Below are 16,192 nucleotides of genomic sequence, written 5' to 3'. Positions count from 1 at the left end.
TCGGCATGTCCGAACGCGGGACTCGCTATGGGTGAACGCGGGACTCGCGAGGGGTTAGTGGTGGAGGAGGTGGTGGGTGGTGTTGATCATGGTGTGGTAGCCGGGGATGTTGTGGCGGGCCAGGGCTGCTCGGGCGGCGTTGGCGCCGGGGGCGCCGTGTACGCCGCCGCCCGGGTGGGCCGCGGCGCCGGCCAGGAACAGGCGGTCGATGACCGTGTCGGCGCGGGACAGGCCTGGTACGGGCCGGAACACCAGTTGCTGGTGGATGGCCGCGGTGCCGGCGTTGATGGCGCCCTCCACCAGGCTCGGGTTGTGTCTCGCAAGGTCCGCCGGGCCCGAGACCACCCGGGCCGCGATCCGGGAACGGAACCCGGGCGCCTGCGCCTCCACCACCTCCTCGATCCGGTCCGCCCGTCTTGCCAGCCCGTCCAGCGTCCACTCCCGACCTCGCGGCACATGGGTGTACGCCCACACCGCCTCCGTCCCGGCGGGCGATCGCGTCGGGTCGGCCGTGGTCATCTGGCCCAACAGGACGAACGGGTCGTCCGGCACGCGCCCGCACGCCAGCTCACACGCGAACCGGGCCATCCCGTCGACGTCCGCCCCGAGGTGCACGGTCCCCGCTCCGGCGAGCGCGGGCGACGACCACGGGATCGGTCCGGACAGCGCCCAGTCGACCTTGACCGTCGCGTCGTCCCACTGGAAGTTCGCCAGGTCGGCGACCAGCCGGGCCGGCAGGTGCGTCTCGCCGACCAGCTCCCGGTACAGCACCGGCGCCGGCACGTCCGCCAGCACCGCCCGCCGCGCCCGTACGACCTCACCGTCCGCGTCCCGCACGCCCAGCGCCTGCCCGCCGGCCACCAGCACCGACGTGATCGGACGTCCACAGTGGATGAGCTCGGGACCGAGCCGTCGCACCAGCGCCGCCGTGATCTGGCCGGCCCCGCCCTCCGGCACGGGGAAGCCGGCCTCCTGCCCGAGCATCGTCAGCAGCCAGCCGAACACGCCGCTCCCGGCCGTGTCCGGGCCCAGGTCCGTGTGCAGCCCGCAGCCCGCGATCAACGCCATCGCGCCCTCGCCCGCGAACCGCTCGGCCGACAGCGTCCGCGCCGGCAGCGTGCACATCCGGGCCAACCGGAGCAGGCCACCCGCGCCCAGCACGCGGGCCAGCCGCAGCCCGGCCCGCACCGGGGGGAATGGCGTCAGGACCGCGTCCAGCACGTCGTCGCGCACCCGCTGCCAGAACGCGAACTCCGCGTGCCACGCGTCGCCGTCCGCCGCGTTGAACCGGGCGAGCGAACTGGCCGTGTCTTCGACATGCCGAGCAAGCAGCGCCTGCCGGCCGTCGGGGAACGCGTGCGCGAGGACGGCCGGTGCGTGCCGCCATCGCAGCCCATGGTCCTCGAGCAGCAGGGACCCCAGTGCGGGCGACACCGCCGCGAGCGGGTAGAAGGCGCTGCACAGGTCCGCGACGTACCCCGGCGCGGCCAGCTCGGCGGAGGCCACCGAGCCACCCGGGGCGGCCGTCGCCTCGCAGACGAGCACGCGCCACCCGGCGTCGGCCAGCAGGTTGGCCGCGACGAGCCCGTTGTGCCCGGCGCCGATCACGACCGCGTCCACATCCTTCATGGACGGTCACGTTTCCACACGCTGAGCCGGGGGTATTCACCGACGTGATCGTCGACAGTCGCTACCGACTCGGACCCCGGCTGGGGCGGGGTGGGATGGCGGACGTGTTCGAGGCGTGGGACCTCCGCCTCGAACGGAAAGTCGCGATCAAGCGCTACCGCGCCACCACGCACGGCACCGGGCTGCGGCGGTTCATGGCGGAGGCCGAGCTGCTCGGCGGCCTGTCGCACCCCGCCCTGCTGACCGTCTTCGACATGAGTTTCGACGGTGAACGGCCGTTCCTCGTGCTGAGCCTGGCGACCGGCGGCACCCTGCGGGACCGGCTGGACACCGGGTGCCTGCTGCCGTCCCGGGTGGCGGAGATCGGCGCGACGGTGGCGGAGGCCCTCGCCTACGTCCACGAGCGGGGGATAGTCCACCGTGACGTCAAGCCGTCCAACGTCCTGTTCGACGACCAGGGCGAGTGCTACCTGGCCGACTTCGGCATCGCGCGGGCGGTCGGCGCCGCACACCTCACCGACTCCCACGAGTTCGTCGGCACGGCGGCGTACCTGGCGCCCGAGCAGATCGAGGACCGCTCGACCGGCCCGGCGGCCGACGTGTACGCGCTGGGCCTCGTCCTGCTGGAGTGCCTGACCGGCGAACCGGAGTACACCGGCACCGACATCGAGATGGCTCTGGCCAGACTGACCCGCGCGCCGCGGATCCCGGGGGCCTGGGGCCACGAGTGGCGGGCCGTCCTGACCGCGATGACGGCGATGGACCCGGACGAACGCCCGGACGCCGAGCAGTGCGTGGCCCTGATGCGGGCACTGGAAGCCGGCCAGACCGTGCCGCTGGCCGTCCCGAGGCGACGGCCGGCCAGGCTCTACGGCGGCATGGTCACGCTGGCCGCGGCCGCCGTGGCGGCGATGGCCCTGATCGCGGGGCCCGTGCGGGTCGCGGGGGACCCGTCGATGAGCCCGGCGCAGGTCGTCCAGACACCGACACCGGAACCGGCGCAGCAGCAGCAACCGGTCGAGACGGGCGCGCCGGCGCCGGCGGAACTGCCGGCCGCCGGCCAGGTGGCCCCGGCCGAAGGCGACAGCCCCGCCAATGGCTCGAACAAGGGCCCGGACAAGGGCTCGGACAAGGGCTCGGACAAGGGCAACGGAAAGGGCAGGTCCGGCGGAAACGGCCGCGGTCACGACACCGAGGCCGAGGCGGGCTGAGCCGTCAGAGCCGGGCGGAGGCCTCGGTCAGGACCTCGCGCAGGATGCTCTCGATCTCGGCGAACTGCGGCTCCGCGCAGATCAGCGGCGGGGCCAGCTGCACCACCGGGTCGCCGCGGTCGTCCGCCCGGCAGTACAGCCCCTTCTCGAACAACGCCTTCGACAGGTAGCCCCGCAGCAGCGCCTCCGACTCCTCCTCGCTGAACGTCTCCTTCGTCGCCTTGTCCTTCACTAGCTCGATGCCGAAGAAGTAGCCGTCACCGCGGACCTCGCCGACTATCGGCAGGTCGGTGAGGCGTTCCAGGTAGGCACGGAACAGCGGCGAGTTCTTCCGCACGTGCCCGTTCAGGTCCTCGCGGACGAACAGGTCCAGGTTCGCCAGCGCCACCGCCGACGCCACCGGGTGGCCGCCGAACGTGACGCCGTGCGCGAAGGAGTTGGTGCCCTTCCGGAACGGTTCGAAGATCCGGTCGCTCGCCAGCATCGCGCCCAGCGGCACGTACCCGCTCGTCAGGCCCTTCGCGCAGGTGATGATGTCCGGCTGGTACCCGTACCGGGTCGCGCCGAAGTACTCGCCGAGCCGCCCGAACGCGCAGATCACCTCGTCCGACACCAGCAGCACGTCGTGCCGGTCGCAGATCTCCCGCACCCGCTGGAAGTACCCGGGCGGCGGCGGGAAGCAGCCGCCGGAGTTCTGCACCGGCTCGAGGTACACGGCCGCGATCGTGTCCGCGCCCTCGAACAGGATCGCCTCCTCGATGCGGTCCGCGGCCCAGCGGCCGAAGGCCACCGCGTCCGTGCCGTCGGGACCGGCGGTGCCCGCCGGCGCCCGGTACAGGTTCGTGTTGGGCACCCGGACGGTCGACGGCACCAGCGGCTCGAAGTCCGCCTTCAGGCCGGGCAGGCCGGTGATCGACAGCGCCCCCATCGACGTGCCGTGGTAGGCGATCGCCCGCGAGATCACCTTGTGCTTGGTCGGCTTGCCGACCAGCTTGAAGTACGCGCGCGCCAGCTTCCACGCGCTCTCGACCGCCTCCGAGCCGCCGGTCGTGAAGAACACCTGGTTGAGGTCCCCGGGCGTCAGCGACGCCAGCCGCTCCGCCAGCTCGATCGCCTTCGGGTGCGCGTACGACCAGATCGGGAAGTACGCCAGCTCCCGTGCCTGCTTGGCCGCCGCGTCCGCCAGCTCCTCCCGGCCGTGCCCGACCTGCACCACGAACAGGCCCGACAGCCCGTCGAGGTAGCGCTTGCCGTCGGTGTCCCAGACGTACGGGCCGTCGCCGCGCGCGATGGTCGGCACGGGGGCGTCCGCGTAGGACGACATACGGGTGAAGTGCATCCAGAGGTTGTCGGCCATGCTTCGATTACCGCACATGAACCGGCCTCGGGCAAGCGGTTAGCGTTGTGAATCGGATCCAGGGCTACGGAATCCGTAGCTAGGCCGTGCCCCAGGAGTACGTCTGCTTCCGCAGTCTCAGGTACACGAACGTCTCGGTGCTCACGACCCCGTCCACCGCGCGGATCTCCTTGAGGATCTCCATCAGGTGGTCGTCGTTGCGGGCGACCACCTCGGTCAGCAGGTCGAACGAACCCGCGGTGATCACCACGTAGTCGACCTCGGCGATCTCGGCCAGCCTGTCCGAGGTCGACTCCAGGTCCCCTGACGTGCGGACACCGACCATCGCCTGGCGTGGGAAGCCGAGCTGCATCGGGTCGGTGACCGCGACGATCTGCATGACGCCGGCGTCGAGCAGGCGCTGGACACGCTGCCGCACGGCCGCCTCCGAGAGCCCCACCGCGCGCCCGATCGTGGCGTACGGACGCCGACCGTCCTCCTGCAACTGTTCGATGATCGCCTTGGAGACATCGTCCAGATCCGCCATGCATCCTCCCCTTGTGAACGCCATGAGTCTGGCGTATTTCGTTGCGTAGCGCGACTGTGACAACGGAATCCCTTGTCCATGTCCCATGTGCGTGTCAGTATCAGTCGCCATGCGAACCAGGGCGCCAACCGCACCATCCCCCGAGGCGGCGGCACTCCTGTCGGGACTGAACCGGCCGTCGCGCCGGACCGTCCTGCGTGGCCTGGTGGCCGCCACCGCCCTGGCGGCCACCGGTTGCGGCATGCCGGGCACGCGCCAGGACCCCGCCGCCTGCCGCGGCGCCGACGTGTCGAGCACCGACAGGAAGCTCGCCGTCTCCAACTGGCCCCTGTACATCGACGTTGACGAGGACGACGAGGCCAAGCGGCCCACCCTGGACGAGTTCGTCACCCGGACCGGCATCCAGGTGACGTACCAGGAGGACGTCAACGACAACAACGAGTTCTTCGGCAAGATCCGCAACCAGCTCTCCACGTGCCAGGCGATCGACCGGGACATCATCGTCCTCACCGACTGGATGGCCGCGCGGATGATCCGGCTCGGCTGGGTGCAGCCGCTCCGGATGGACAAGATGCCGAACGTCGAGGCGAACCTACTGCCCTCGCTCCGGGGCCGCCCGTGGGACAAGAAGACCGAGTACGCCGTGCCGTGGCAGACCGGCCTCGCCGGCATCGCGTTCAACGGGAACGTGGCCAGGGAGGTCCGCTCGGTCGAGGAGCTCCTCACCCGGCCGGACCTCAAGGGCAAGGTCACGTGCCTCTCGGAGATGCGGGACACCATGGGCCTGATCATGGGGTCCATGGGCCACGACCCGTCGAACTTCACCGAGGACCAGTTCGACGACGCGCTGACCCGGCTCCAGCGGGCCGTCGACTCCGGACAGATCCGCCGATTCACCGGCAACGACTACGCCCAGGACCTCGCCAAGGGCGACATCGCGGCGTGCGTGGCATGGTCCGGCGACGTGATCCAGCTGAACTTCGAGGACGAGAAGATCGAGTTCGTGACGCCGGACTCGGGCGTGATGCTGTGGTCGGACAACATGGAGGTCCCCAACCGCGCCACGCACCAAGGCAACGCCGAGGCGTTCATGAACTACTACTACGAGCCGGCGGTGGCGGCCGAGCTGGCCGCGTACGTCAACTACATCTGCCCGGTCGTCGGCGCACAGGACGAGATGGCGAACATCGATCCCGAGCTCGCCGAGAACGAGCTGATCTTCCCGAGCGAGGACACGCTGTCGAGCGCCAAGGTGTTCATGGCGCTGAACGAGGCGGAGGAACGGATCTACGAGCAGCGGTTCCAGCAGGTGATCGGAGCGTAGTGGATCAGAGCGGAGCGACCATGAACACCGACGACCTGGTACTCGAGAACGTCACCAAGCGGTTCGGGTCGGTGACCGCCGTCGACGACCTGTCCGTCACCGTGCCGCAGGGCAGCTTCTTCGCGCTGCTCGGCGCCTCCGGCTGCGGCAAGACCACGACCCTGCGCATGGTCGCGGGGCTGGAGGAGCTGACCGAGGGCACGATCCGCCTGGGCGACAAGGACATCACCGAGCTGCGCCCCTACCGGCGGCCGGTCAACACCGTCTTCCAGAGCTACGCGTTGTTCCCGCACCTGAACATCGAGGACAACGTCGCGTTCGGACTGCGCCAGCGCGGCGTCCGGAACACCGCGACGAAGGTCGCGGAGATGCTGGAGCTGGTGCAGCTGCCCGGGTTCGCCAAGCGCAAGCCAGCACAGCTCTCCGGCGGCCAGCAGCAGCGGATCGCGCTGGCCCGCGCGCTGGTCAACGAGCCGCAGGTCCTGCTGCTCGACGAGCCGCTCGGCGCGCTGGACCTCAAGCTGCGTAGGCAGATGCAGATCGAGCTGAAGCGCATCCAGACCGAGGTGGGCATCACCTTCCTGCACGTGACCCACGACCAGGAGGAGGCCATGTGGATGGCCGACACGGTCGCGGTCATGAACGACGGCCGCATCGAGCAGCTCGGCGCGCCCACCGAGATCTACGAGTTCCCCGCGTCGCCGTTCGTCTCGAACTTCCTCGGCCAGTCCAACCTGTTCGCCGCGGAGGTGTCCGGCACGAACGGCGCCGACCTTCTCCTTACCTCGCACGGGGAACGGTTCGCGGCGCCGAGCGCCCGCGCGCACTCGACCGACGGCAGGGTGTGGCTCGGCGTGCGGCCGGAGAAGGTACGGCTCGCGCTGCCCGGCGAGGACACGCCGGCCACCCACAACCAGGTCCACGGCGTGCTCACCGACACCTGCTACGCGGGCGTGAGCACCGAGTACCTGCTGAGGACACCCTGGGGGCAGGAGATGTCGGTGTTCTCGGCGAACGCGGCCGCAGGGGAGCCGCTCTCGCCGGGCACCGAGGTCGTCGCCCACTGGTACCCGCCGCATTCGTTCGTGCTGGACCGGCGTCTCGGCGAGGGCGACGAGATCGCGCAGTACTCGGCCGACCCCCTCGGGGTCGCGCCGTGACCGCGATCGTCGGGGCGGCGGCCGGTCCCGGACCGACCGCCGCCGCCGAACCACCGCCCCCCGGCTTACGCCGGCGGCGGTGGGTCCCGTACCTGCTGCTGCTACCCGGCGGCTTGTGGCTGCTGCTGTTCTTCGTGGTGCCGACCGTCCAGCTCGCCGGCACCAGCCTGTACGACCGGTCCGGCAGCCTCGAGCTGGGCTACACGCAGACGTTCGCGGTCGGCAATTACATCGACGCGATCACCGCGTACTGGCCGCATCTCGTGCGGTCCGCGTTGTACTCGGGCATCGCGACCATCATCTGCGTGGTGCTCGGCTACCCGCTGGCGTACGCGATCGCGCTGAAGGCCGGCCGGTGGCGGAACCTGATGCTGGTCTGCGTCATCGCGCCGTTCTTCACCACCTTCCTGGTACGCACCCTCGCGTGGAAGTCGATCCTCTCCGACAGCGGGCCGGTCGTCGGCTTCTTCCGCGCGATCCCGTTCGTGCCGGACGACTTCCGGCTGCTCGCGACGCCGGCCGCGGTCGTGTGCGGACTCGTGTACAACTTCCTGCCGTTCATGGTGCTCCCCCTGTACGCGAGCCTGGAACGGTTGGACGGCCGGCTGTTGGAGGCGGCGGGCGACCTGTATGCGCGGCCCGCCACGGCGTTCCGCCGGGTCACGCTGCCGCTGTCGATGCCCGGCCTCATCGCCGGCACCCTGCTCACCTTCATCCCCGCCGCGGGCGACTACATCAACGCGGAGCTGCTCGGCACCCCCAACGAGTACATGATCGGCAACGTGATCGACTCGGCTTTCCTGGTGCGGCTGGACTATCCCCAGGCCGCCGCGCTGTCGTTCCTGCTGATGGCGACGATCCTGGTGATGGTGTTCAGCTATGTCCGCGCGGCCGGAACGGATGAGGTGGTGTGATGCGGTTCTGGCGCTGGGTCGCGAACCACTGGGTGCTCGTCGTCGGCCTGCTCGTGCTCGCGTACCTGTTCCTGCCGATCGTCGTGGTGTTCCTGCTGTCGATCAACAAGCCCGCCAACCGGCTCTCGTACGACCTCTCTCCACAGTGGACGTTCGAGTACTGGCTGCATCCCTTCGGCGCGGCCGGGATCGGCGACGCGCTGCGGGTCAGCGTCGGCATCGCGCTGGTCGCGACGATCGTCGCCACGGTGCTCGGCACGCTGATGGCGTTCGCACTGGCACGGCACCGGTTCCGCGGTCGCGGCGCGACGAACGTGCTGATCTTCCTCCCGATGGCCACGCCCGAGGTCGTGATGGGCTCCTCGCTGCTCGCGTTGTTCGTGACACTGCGGGTGCCGCTCGGGTTCTGGACCGTCGTGGTGGCACACATCCTGTTCTGCCTGTCCTTCGTGGTCGTCACGGTCAAGGCCCGGCTCGCGACGCTCGACCCGCGACTGCAGGAGGCGGCGATGGACCTGTACGCCAACGAGTGGCAGACCTTCCGGAAGGTCACGCTTCCCCTGGTGCTGCCCGGCGTCGCGGCGGCGGCCATGCTGTCGCTGTCGCTCTCGTTCGACGACTTCATCATCACGAACTTCAACTCCGGCACGACGGTCACCTTCCCGATGTACGTGTGGGGCGCGGCGCAACGCGGGATTCCCCGGCAGGTCAACGTGATCGGCACGGCGGTGTTCCTGCTGGCGTTCGTGCTCGTGGTGGTCGTGCAGCTGCGTGGCCGGCGGAAGGCGCGGTTCGTATGAGTGAGGCCCGCGGAGCGAGTCATCGATCGACCGGAGCTTGCGGAGCGAGTCATCGATCGACCGGAGCTTGTCGTCGATATGCCGGGCGAGGGGTGTCATGAGGATTCTGCAGATCGGCGCCGGGGCGGTCGGCTCCGCGGCGGTGGCCATCGCCGCACGGCGGAAGTTCTTCGAGTCCTACGTGGTCGCCGACTACTCCGCCGCGCGTGCCGACGCCTGCGTGGTGGACGCCCGCTTCTCGTCGGTGACCGTGGACGCGTCGTCCTCGGCGGCGGTCGCCGACCTCTGCCGCGCACACCGCATCACCCACGTCTTCAACGCCGTCGACCCGCGGTTCGTGATGCCGATCTTCGAGGGTGCGCTCGCCGGCGGCGCGGACTACCTGGACATGGCGATGTCACTGTCCACACCGGACGCCGCGGCGCCGTACTCGCGTACCGGCGTCAAGCTGGGCGACGACCAGCTGGCGCAGGGCTCGCTGTGGGCCGAGCGGGAACGCCTCGCGCTCGTCGGCATCGGTGTGGAGCCGGGGCTCTCGGACGTCTTCGCCCGGTACGCCGCCGACCACCTGTTCTCCACCATCGACGAGATCGGCGTGCGGGACGGCGCGAACCTGGTCGTCGACGGCTACGACTTCGCCCCGACCTTCTCGATCTGGACGACGATCGAGGAGTGCCTCAACCCGCCGGTGATCTGGGAGGCGGACCGCGGCTGGTACACCACGGAACCGTTCTCCGAGCCCGAGGTGTTCGACTTCCCGGAGGGCATCGGCCAGGTCGAGTGCGTGAACGTGGAGCACGAGGAGGTGCTGCTGATCCCGCGCTGGGTGCAGGCGAAGCGGGTGACGTTCAAGTACGGCCTCGGCAACGAGTTCATCGAGGTGCTGCGCACACTGCACAAGCTCGGCCTGTCCTCGGTGGATCCGGTGCGGGTCGGGGGTGTGTCCGTCTCACCCCGGGACGTCGTGGCGGCGTGCCTGCCCGACCCGGCCGGCCTCGGGCCGCGCATGCGGGGCAGGACGTGCGCCGGCACGTGGGTCCGTGGTCTCGATCATGCCGGCGTGCCGCGCGAGGTGTACCTGTACCACGTGGTCGACAACGAGTGGTCCATGCGTGAGTACGGCCACCAGGCCGTCGCCTGGCAGACGGCGATCAACCCGGTGGTCGCGCTGGAGCTGCTGGCGTCGGGCGAGTGGTCAGGTGCCGGCGTGCTCGGCCCGGAGGCCTTCGACGCCGTTCCCTTCCTGAACCTGCTGAAGGAGTACGGCTCGCCCTGGGGCATCAGGGAGTAGCCCGGTCTCGATGTTCGCTCCGCGAGCTTCGCGAAATACGGGAGCCCTCCCGGCCGCATCGTTCTACCGTTGACGGTGAGGAGAGGAGCGCACCATGCTGCGGCAGCGACTCCAGGCGAAGGCGATCCGCGAGCGGATGCTGCGCGAGCACCTGGCCCGCCCACCCGAGCCGGCAGGCAAGGAGCCGGAGAAGCCGCCCGACAAGGAGATTGTCGAGCGGCTGCCCGCTGAGACCTAACCTATGTTGTGCATGACGTGCTTGATGCGGGTGTAGTCCTCCAGCCCGTACATCGAGAGGTCCTTGCCGTAGCCGGAGTGCTTGAACCCGCCGTGCGGCATCTCGGAGATGAACGGGATGTGCGTGTTCACCCACACGCAGCCGAAGTCAAGCGCGGCCGTCATCCGCATCGCGCGGCTGTGGTCCCTGGTCCAGACCGAAGCGGCGAGGCCGTACTCGACGCCGTTCGCCCAGGCCACGGCCTCGGCCTCGCCGGTGAAGCGCTGCACCGTGATCACCGGGCCGAAGACCTCGTCCTGGATCAGCTCGTCGTCCTGCCGGAGGCCCGAGACCACGGTGGGGGAGTAGAAGTAGCCGCGGTCGCCGACCTGTGTGCCGCCGGTCTCCAGCGACGCGTGGTCCGGGATCCGGTCCACGAAGCCACGCACGCGGGCCAGCTGGTTCGCGTTGTTCAGCGGCCCGTAGAGGACGTCCGGGTCCGACGGCGGGCCGGTGCGGGTGTTGCGTGCCTGCTCGGCGAGCGCGGCGACCAGCTCGTCGTGCAGGCCGGGGCCCGCCAGCACGCGGGTCGCCGCCGTGCAGTCCTGGCCGGCGTTGAAGTAGCCGCCGACCGCGATGGCCTCCGCCGCCGCGGCGATGTCGGCGTCGTCGAAGACCACGACCGGCGCCTTGCCGCCGAGCTCGAGGTGGACGCGCTTGAGGTCGGCGGCGGCCGTCGTGGCCACCTCGCGGCCCGCGCGAACCGAGCCGGTGATCGACACCAGCTGGGGTGTCGGGTGCGCGACGAGCGCGCGGCCGGTGTCCCGGTCGCCGCAGACCACGTTGAAGACACCGGCGGGGAAGTGCTCCGCCGCGATCTCCGCGAGCAGGAGCGTCGATACGGGCGTGGTGTCCGACGGCTTCAGCACGACCGTGTTGCCGGCCGCGATGGCGGGCGCGATCTTCCAGACCGCCATCATGAGCGGGTAGTTCCACGGCGTGACCTGTGCGCAGACGCCGATGGGCTCGCGGCGGACGTAGCTGGTGTGACCGGTCATGTACTCGCCGGCGGACTTGCCCTCGAGCAGGCGGGAGGCGCCCGCGAAGAACCGGAAGTGGTCGACAGCCGGCGGTATCTCCTCGTCGAGCGTCAGCTGCCGGGGTTTGCCGGTGTTCTGGCACTCGGTGTCGACCAGCTCCTCGGCGCGGGCCTCGATGGCGTCGGCGAACCTGAGCATGGCGAGCTGGCGTTGCTTGGGCTCGGCGGCACGCCACCGCTCGAAGGCCTTCGAGGCCGCCCGCATCGCGCGGTCGACGTCCTCGGTGCCCGACAGCGGCGCGGACGCGAACACCTCGCCTGTGCTGGGATCGACCACGTCGGTGTACCGACCGTCTGCCGGGTCGCTGTACGTGCCGTCGATGAAGTTCCGCAGTACACGCTTCTCGCTCATGACTGCCATCTTCGCGACTGAATCCGCAGCAGACAAGCCCTCGAACAACTGTTTCCGTAACCGGCGACGCTCGCGATTACTTTCGACCACATGATCGAAAACGGTCGCACGGTGGAGGGTGTTCGAGTAGATTCGAACGTATGATCGAATTGAGGCGTGCGGTGGTCGTGTTGTTCGCCGTGGTGGGGATGTCCGTGGTCGCGCCCGCGGCCGCGGTGGGGCCCTCTCGGGCCGGGTGTGCGTGGCTGCCGGAGCTGCTTTCCTTGCCTGCCAACACTGTTGACGGACAGGTGACCGGGGGTGACGGAGCCTGGCTCGCTGGTGTGGCGTATGACCCGGACGAGGGACTGCTGTGGCGTGACGGTCGCCTTGTCATGCACGGCAGCGCGTTCGAGCTGGACACGCGGTTCGAGGCGGTCAACGCGTCGGGGGTCGCGGTCGGCACCGTGACCGGGGACGACGGGCGGCTGCACGCGATCCGGTTCTCGGGGCGCTTCTCGGGGCGGTTCGAGTACCTGCCGGAGACGGCCGGCCGCTCGCTCGCGCTGGATGTCAACGGGCGGGGGGAGGCCGTCGGCTACGACGGGGTCGCGCTGGTGGTCTGGTCGGCGGGCGGGACGGCGCGGGTGCTGGCGATGCCGCCCGGCGCCGGACCGTTCGGCAGGCCGGCGATCGACGAGGACGGCACCGTCGTGGCGCGGACCGGGATCCTCGACGGCGCGGTGATGCGGTGGCAGACCTACGCGTGGACGCCGTCGGGTGTGCGGGTGCCGGTCGCGGTCGGGGACGTGCGGGAGGTACGTGACGGCTGGGCTGTCGGCGCGTTCGGCGAGCCCGGTCAGGTGGCCGCCGGCTGGGGTGTCGAGGACGGGCGGGTGCGGGTCTACGCGGGTGGCGTGAGCGCCGTGGCGGTGAACCGGGCGGGTGTCGCCGTGGGTGCCGGGGCGAACGGGGAACCGTTGCTGTGGTCGGGAACCACCCCGGTGTCACTGCCGGCGCCGCCGGGTTACTTCCCCGGGTCGGTGACGGCCGTGAACGATCACGACGCCGGTGGTTTCGTGTCACCGCTGGACGACGAAGGCACGGTCCCGGTGCGGTGGTCATGTCGATAGGACTGTGCGCACTTGTTCACGAGACGGTTTGTTGGTTTCCCACAGATCCGACTTGACAATTGTTTCCCTTGCTGTGCAACGGGTTGTGCGTTCGGCCTGGGCAACTACGATTAATCGCATGCGGCTGAGCACGCTCAGATGGCGCGGTTACGTCCTCGTAGCCGGCGTGATGTTGCTGCTCCTGGTGACGTTCGTCGCGGCCTGGCTCACGACGACGACGTCGTGGGCGCACCTCGTGGCCATCCCCGCCGCCGGCCTCGCCGTCATCCTCGGCGTCGCGGCGGTCGCCACGCTGGGGCGGTGGGTCGAGGCCACCAGGGCACAGCTCCTGTGGGAGAACCGGTCCGCCGAGCAGCTCGTCCGGTTGCGGGAAGCGGACCGCATCGCCCAGGACCTGGGGGCGACGACGGTGCGCGACCTGTTCGGGATCAGCCTGGCTCTCCAGTCGGCGGCGGCCCGGCACCCGTCCGCGGCCCCGGCGTTACGTCTCGTCACGGCCGAGATGGACCGGGTCCTGCGCGAGCTCCGTACCCACGTGTTCGGCGGCGACCGCTCGATCGCGGACGTGCTCACGGCGCTGGACCCGGAGCTGCCGGCGAGCCCGGAGGTGGAGGGGCGCGTCGACCTGCCCGCGCCGCCGGCGCTGGAGTCGCTGCTCTACGAGGTGCTGCCCCAGTTCCCGTCCGCGGTCCGCATCGTCGTGACCACCGAGGACGGCGACCTGTTCGTCACCGTCACCGGCACCTCGCCCGAGGATCCCACCGTCCTGAAGGAAACCGCCGCGGACCACGGCGCGACGACGAGCTACGAACCGGACCACGTGACCGTCGAGTGGTCGGCCCCGCTCTGAGCGTCCGGGTGCTGACGGACGACGCGTAACCGGTCCGGGGCGTCCGGGTCGGGTTCGTCGCCCCACCCGGCCGGCCACTGGCGCTTCTCCGCCGTCGGGGCGGCCGTGGCGCCGGACAGGTCCACGGTGCGTCCCCCGGCCGGCTCGGCGCCGAACTCGACGTCGTCGTCGAACCGGCTGTCGCGGAAGACTCCCCGTTCCAGGAACGTCACCTGGCGGAGGTCGGCCGCGCCGGCGAAGCGGGCTCCCGTGAAGTAGGCGCGGGCGGTGAACGTCGTGTCGCGGAAGGCGGCGATCACGTTGAAGGTCACCTGGCCGAAGTCAGCCTTGCGGACCTGGCAGCCGCGGAACCAGAAGTAGTCCAGCTCCGCGCCCTGCAGGACCAGGTCCATGTCCGGCCAGAAGAGGGGTCCCGGCTGGAGATGGGACTCCAGCACGCCCTGCACGGTGCCGCGGACCAGGTGCTCCTCGCGGTTCTCGGGCGAGGGGTGGGGCATCCGCAGGTACGCGCACAGCAGGTTCACCACCGTCTGGCGATGCCGTGGCTGGTCCTGCCCCAGCCGCTCCAGCGCGTACACCCCGGCCAGCCGCACCGGCGCCTTGTCGCTGCCCAGCTGGTCGGCCGCCTTGCCGTACAGGTCCGTGGCGCGGCGCTCGTCGGCGTCGTGCTCCTTCTGCTCCAGGTCCAGCTCCACGTACCGCTGGCGCCGCGCCGCGAGCAGCAGCGCCGCCGCACCGCCCGCACCGATGACCAGGCTGGACGCCGTCCGCACGGCGTCGAGGCGGCGGCTGTCGGCCGGGTCGTCACCGCTGAGGAACACCCACAGCAGCGTCACCGCCACCAGCGCCGCGACCCCCAGCCCGACGGACCACACGACGATCGTCCTGCTCGACAACGCACGCGACACGCCGAGCATGATCCCAAACCCCCGCGAGTCCCGCGTTCACCCCTACCGAGTCGCGTTTTCGTACACACGGCGTCTGCACGAAACCGCAGTTCGGTATGCGTGAACGCGGGACTCGCTGTGTTTGAACGCGGGACTCGCGGTTTTAGGGGCGGCGGACTGGGGGGAGTTCGTCGTAGGTGGGGGTCAGGCGGGCCAGGGGGAGGCGGGTCGTCGTCTCGGACGGGGCTGGGCGGGGGGAGCGGCGGGCCATGCGGAGGCGCATCGCCTTCGTCGTCTGGAGCTCCAGTTCCTTCGTCCACTTCAGCATGGCCGGCGGGGTGTCCCAGCCGATCAGGCCCACGAGGTTGCCGCCGGTCACGTAGCCCGTCACCCGGCGTCCCACCTCGACCGGGCCGGTCAGCAGGACCGTGTCCTTGCCGAGGGCGGGTGTGCCGGCGCCCTGGATGCGCATTCCGTGCTGGTCGGTCCAGAAGCGGGGCAGCGGCGTGTACGGCTTCGCGTCCTGTTGGCCCGCGAGCAGGTTCTCGGCCGCGGCGCGGCCCATCTCCACCGCGTTCAGCCAGTGTTCGACGCGCCGGGGCGCGGTGTCGAAGCGCAGGTTCGGCCAGCGGGCCGCGTCGCCGGCGACCACGACGTCCGTCGCGCCGATGGCGTGGCACGTCGGCCCGCACATGATGCCGTCGTCCAGGATCAGGCCAGAGCCGCGCAGCCAGCTCACCGCCGGCACGCTGCCCACCGCCAGCACCACACAGCCGGCGAAGACCACCTGGCCGGTGTTCAGGTGCATCGCGATGCCGTCGGGCTGGGGGACCCAGTGGTGCACCCACGCCTTCGTCAGCACCTGCACGCCGTTGGCCTCGTGCAGCGCGCTGATCGTCCGGCTGAAGTCCTCCCCGGGCACGTGCCGCAGCAGGGACGGGCCGCGCACGATCATCGTCACGTCCCGGCCCATGGCGCGGGCGGCCGACGCCAGCTCGCACGCCACGAAGCCGCCACCCAGGATCACCACGGGGTGCCGGGTGCGGGACAGGTTCTTCTGCACGGCCACCGCGTCGGCGATCGTCCGCATCACGTGTACGCGCGGGTCGTGCCGGGGAGCGCCGGGAAGGTGGCGGGCCTGCGCGCCGGTCGCGATGACGAGGCCGTCGTAGCGGATCTCCTCACCGCCCGGCAGGTGCAGCAGGTGCTCGTCGGGCTCGAGGTGCGACGCGCGGGTGTTGTACCGCCAGGTCGCGTCCAGCTCCTCGAGCACGGGCAGCCGGAGGTCGCGTGGCCGCATCTTGCCGGCCAGCAGCGGCTTGATCAGCCCGGGCCGGTGGTAAGGCCGGTACGGTTCCTCGCCGACGACGATGAGCTCGCCGCCGAACCCCCGTTCCCGCAGCCGTTCCGCCGCCCGCAGGCCGGCCGGGCCGGCGCCGGCGACGACGATGCGTTCCGCCATT

The 16,192-nt window shown here is 70.6% G+C and carries 15 protein-coding genes; 9 read left to right on the top strand and 6 right to left on the bottom strand.

Features of this window, described 5'->3' with window-relative positions; genetic code table 11:
* Nucleotides 1–54 precede the first annotated feature (54 nt).
* The gene (locus VET29_RS16870) at nucleotides 55–1,629 is read right to left on the bottom strand and encodes an NAD(P)/FAD-dependent oxidoreductase (RefSeq protein ID WP_324921214.1); all 1,575 of its coding nucleotides are present in this window, start codon (nucleotides 1,627–1,629) and stop codon (nucleotides 55–57) included.
* Nucleotides 1,630–1,673: 44 nt separating this feature from the next.
* Here VET29_RS16870 and VET29_RS16865 point away from each other — a divergent pair, with 44 nt between their 5' ends.
* Nucleotides 1,674–2,840, top strand: coding sequence for a serine/threonine-protein kinase (locus VET29_RS16865; protein WP_324921209.1), 1,167 nt, complete (start codon nucleotides 1,674–1,676; stop codon nucleotides 2,838–2,840).
* A 4-nt stretch (nucleotides 2,841–2,844) separates the two neighbouring features.
* On the opposite strand, the gene VET29_RS16860 is transcribed toward VET29_RS16865, so the two are convergent.
* Together VET29_RS16860 and VET29_RS16855 are read right to left on the bottom strand one after the other, a co-directional pair.
* Nucleotides 2,845–4,197 (bottom strand): aspartate aminotransferase family protein, encoded by a 1,353-nt coding sequence (locus VET29_RS16860; RefSeq protein ID WP_324921207.1) that lies wholly within the window; start codon nucleotides 4,195–4,197, stop codon nucleotides 2,845–2,847.
* 79 nt (nucleotides 4,198–4,276) lie between these two features.
* On the bottom strand, nucleotides 4,277–4,714 hold the full coding sequence (locus tag VET29_RS16855; protein WP_414636516.1) for an Lrp/AsnC family transcriptional regulator: 438 nt from the start codon (nucleotides 4,712–4,714) through the stop codon (nucleotides 4,277–4,279).
* 118 nt (nucleotides 4,715–4,832) lie between these two features.
* On the opposite strand from VET29_RS16855, the gene VET29_RS16850 reads away from it, so the two are divergent.
* From VET29_RS16850 to VET29_RS16825, 6 genes are all read left to right on the top strand, one after another.
* Nucleotides 4,833–6,047, top strand: a complete 1,215-nt coding sequence (locus VET29_RS16850) for a spermidine/putrescine ABC transporter substrate-binding protein (protein WP_324921202.1) — start codon at nucleotides 4,833–4,835, stop codon at nucleotides 6,045–6,047.
* A gap of 20 nt (nucleotides 6,048–6,067) precedes the next feature.
* Nucleotides 6,068–7,207 carry an ABC transporter ATP-binding protein gene (locus tag VET29_RS16845; RefSeq protein ID WP_324921200.1) on the top strand — a complete coding sequence of 380 codons (1,140 nt, stop codon included), beginning with the start codon at nucleotides 6,068–6,070 and terminating at the stop codon, nucleotides 7,205–7,207.
* A complete protein-coding gene (locus VET29_RS16840; protein WP_324921198.1) occupies nucleotides 7,204–8,121 on the top strand; it encodes an ABC transporter permease in 918 nt (305 codons plus the stop codon). Before VET29_RS16845 ends, VET29_RS16840 begins: the two co-directional genes overlap by 4 nt.
* Nucleotides 8,121–8,921: an ABC transporter permease gene (locus VET29_RS16835; protein ID WP_324921196.1), complete on the top strand. Its 801-nt coding sequence runs from the start codon at nucleotides 8,121–8,123 to the stop codon at nucleotides 8,919–8,921. The genes VET29_RS16840 and VET29_RS16835 overlap by 1 nt, the downstream gene beginning before the upstream one ends.
* A 97-nt stretch (nucleotides 8,922–9,018) precedes the next feature.
* Nucleotides 9,019–10,212 carry a saccharopine dehydrogenase family protein gene (locus VET29_RS16830; protein WP_324921194.1) on the top strand — a complete coding sequence of 398 codons (1,194 nt, stop codon included), beginning with the start codon at nucleotides 9,019–9,021 and terminating at the stop codon, nucleotides 10,210–10,212.
* Nucleotides 10,213–10,306: 94 nt separating this feature from the next.
* Nucleotides 10,307–10,450, top strand: a complete 144-nt coding sequence (locus VET29_RS16825; RefSeq protein ID WP_324921192.1) for a hypothetical protein — start codon at nucleotides 10,307–10,309, stop codon at nucleotides 10,448–10,450.
* Here the strand turns inward: VET29_RS16825 and VET29_RS16820 are convergent.
* Entirely contained in the window at nucleotides 10,447–11,880 is a 1,434-nt protein-coding gene (locus VET29_RS16820; RefSeq protein WP_324921190.1) for a gamma-aminobutyraldehyde dehydrogenase, read from the bottom strand. The two genes, VET29_RS16825 and VET29_RS16820, sit on opposite strands and share 4 nt — an antisense overlap.
* A 140-nt stretch (nucleotides 11,881–12,020) precedes the next feature.
* Here VET29_RS16820 and VET29_RS16815 point away from each other — a divergent pair, with 140 nt between their 5' ends.
* Together VET29_RS16815 and VET29_RS16810 are read left to right on the top strand one after the other, a co-directional pair.
* Nucleotides 12,021–12,992, top strand: a complete 972-nt coding sequence (locus tag VET29_RS16815) for a hypothetical protein (RefSeq protein WP_324921188.1) — start codon at nucleotides 12,021–12,023, stop codon at nucleotides 12,990–12,992.
* A gap of 118 nt (nucleotides 12,993–13,110) precedes the next feature.
* Nucleotides 13,111–13,842, top strand: a complete 732-nt coding sequence (locus VET29_RS16810; RefSeq protein WP_324921185.1) for a hypothetical protein — start codon at nucleotides 13,111–13,113, stop codon at nucleotides 13,840–13,842.
* Here VET29_RS16810 and VET29_RS16805 read toward each other — a convergent pair.
* Together VET29_RS16805 and VET29_RS16800 are read right to left on the bottom strand one after the other, a co-directional pair.
* Nucleotides 13,797–14,759 carry a pentapeptide repeat-containing protein gene (locus tag VET29_RS16805; protein ID WP_324921183.1) on the bottom strand — a complete coding sequence of 321 codons (963 nt, stop codon included), beginning with the start codon at nucleotides 14,757–14,759 and terminating at the stop codon, nucleotides 13,797–13,799. The two genes, VET29_RS16810 and VET29_RS16805, sit on opposite strands and share 46 nt — an antisense overlap.
* A gap of 133 nt (nucleotides 14,760–14,892) precedes the next feature.
* Entirely contained in the window at nucleotides 14,893–16,191 is a 1,299-nt protein-coding gene (locus VET29_RS16800; protein ID WP_324921181.1) for an NAD(P)/FAD-dependent oxidoreductase, read from the bottom strand.
* Between the last annotated feature and the right edge of the window lies 1 nt (nucleotide 16,192).

It is taken from the genome of Actinophytocola sp. (assembly GCF_035634895.1).
GTDB lineage: Bacteria > Actinomycetota > Actinomycetes > Mycobacteriales > Pseudonocardiaceae > Actinophytocola.
This window is presented reverse-complemented; position numbering and strand designations above follow the sequence as displayed.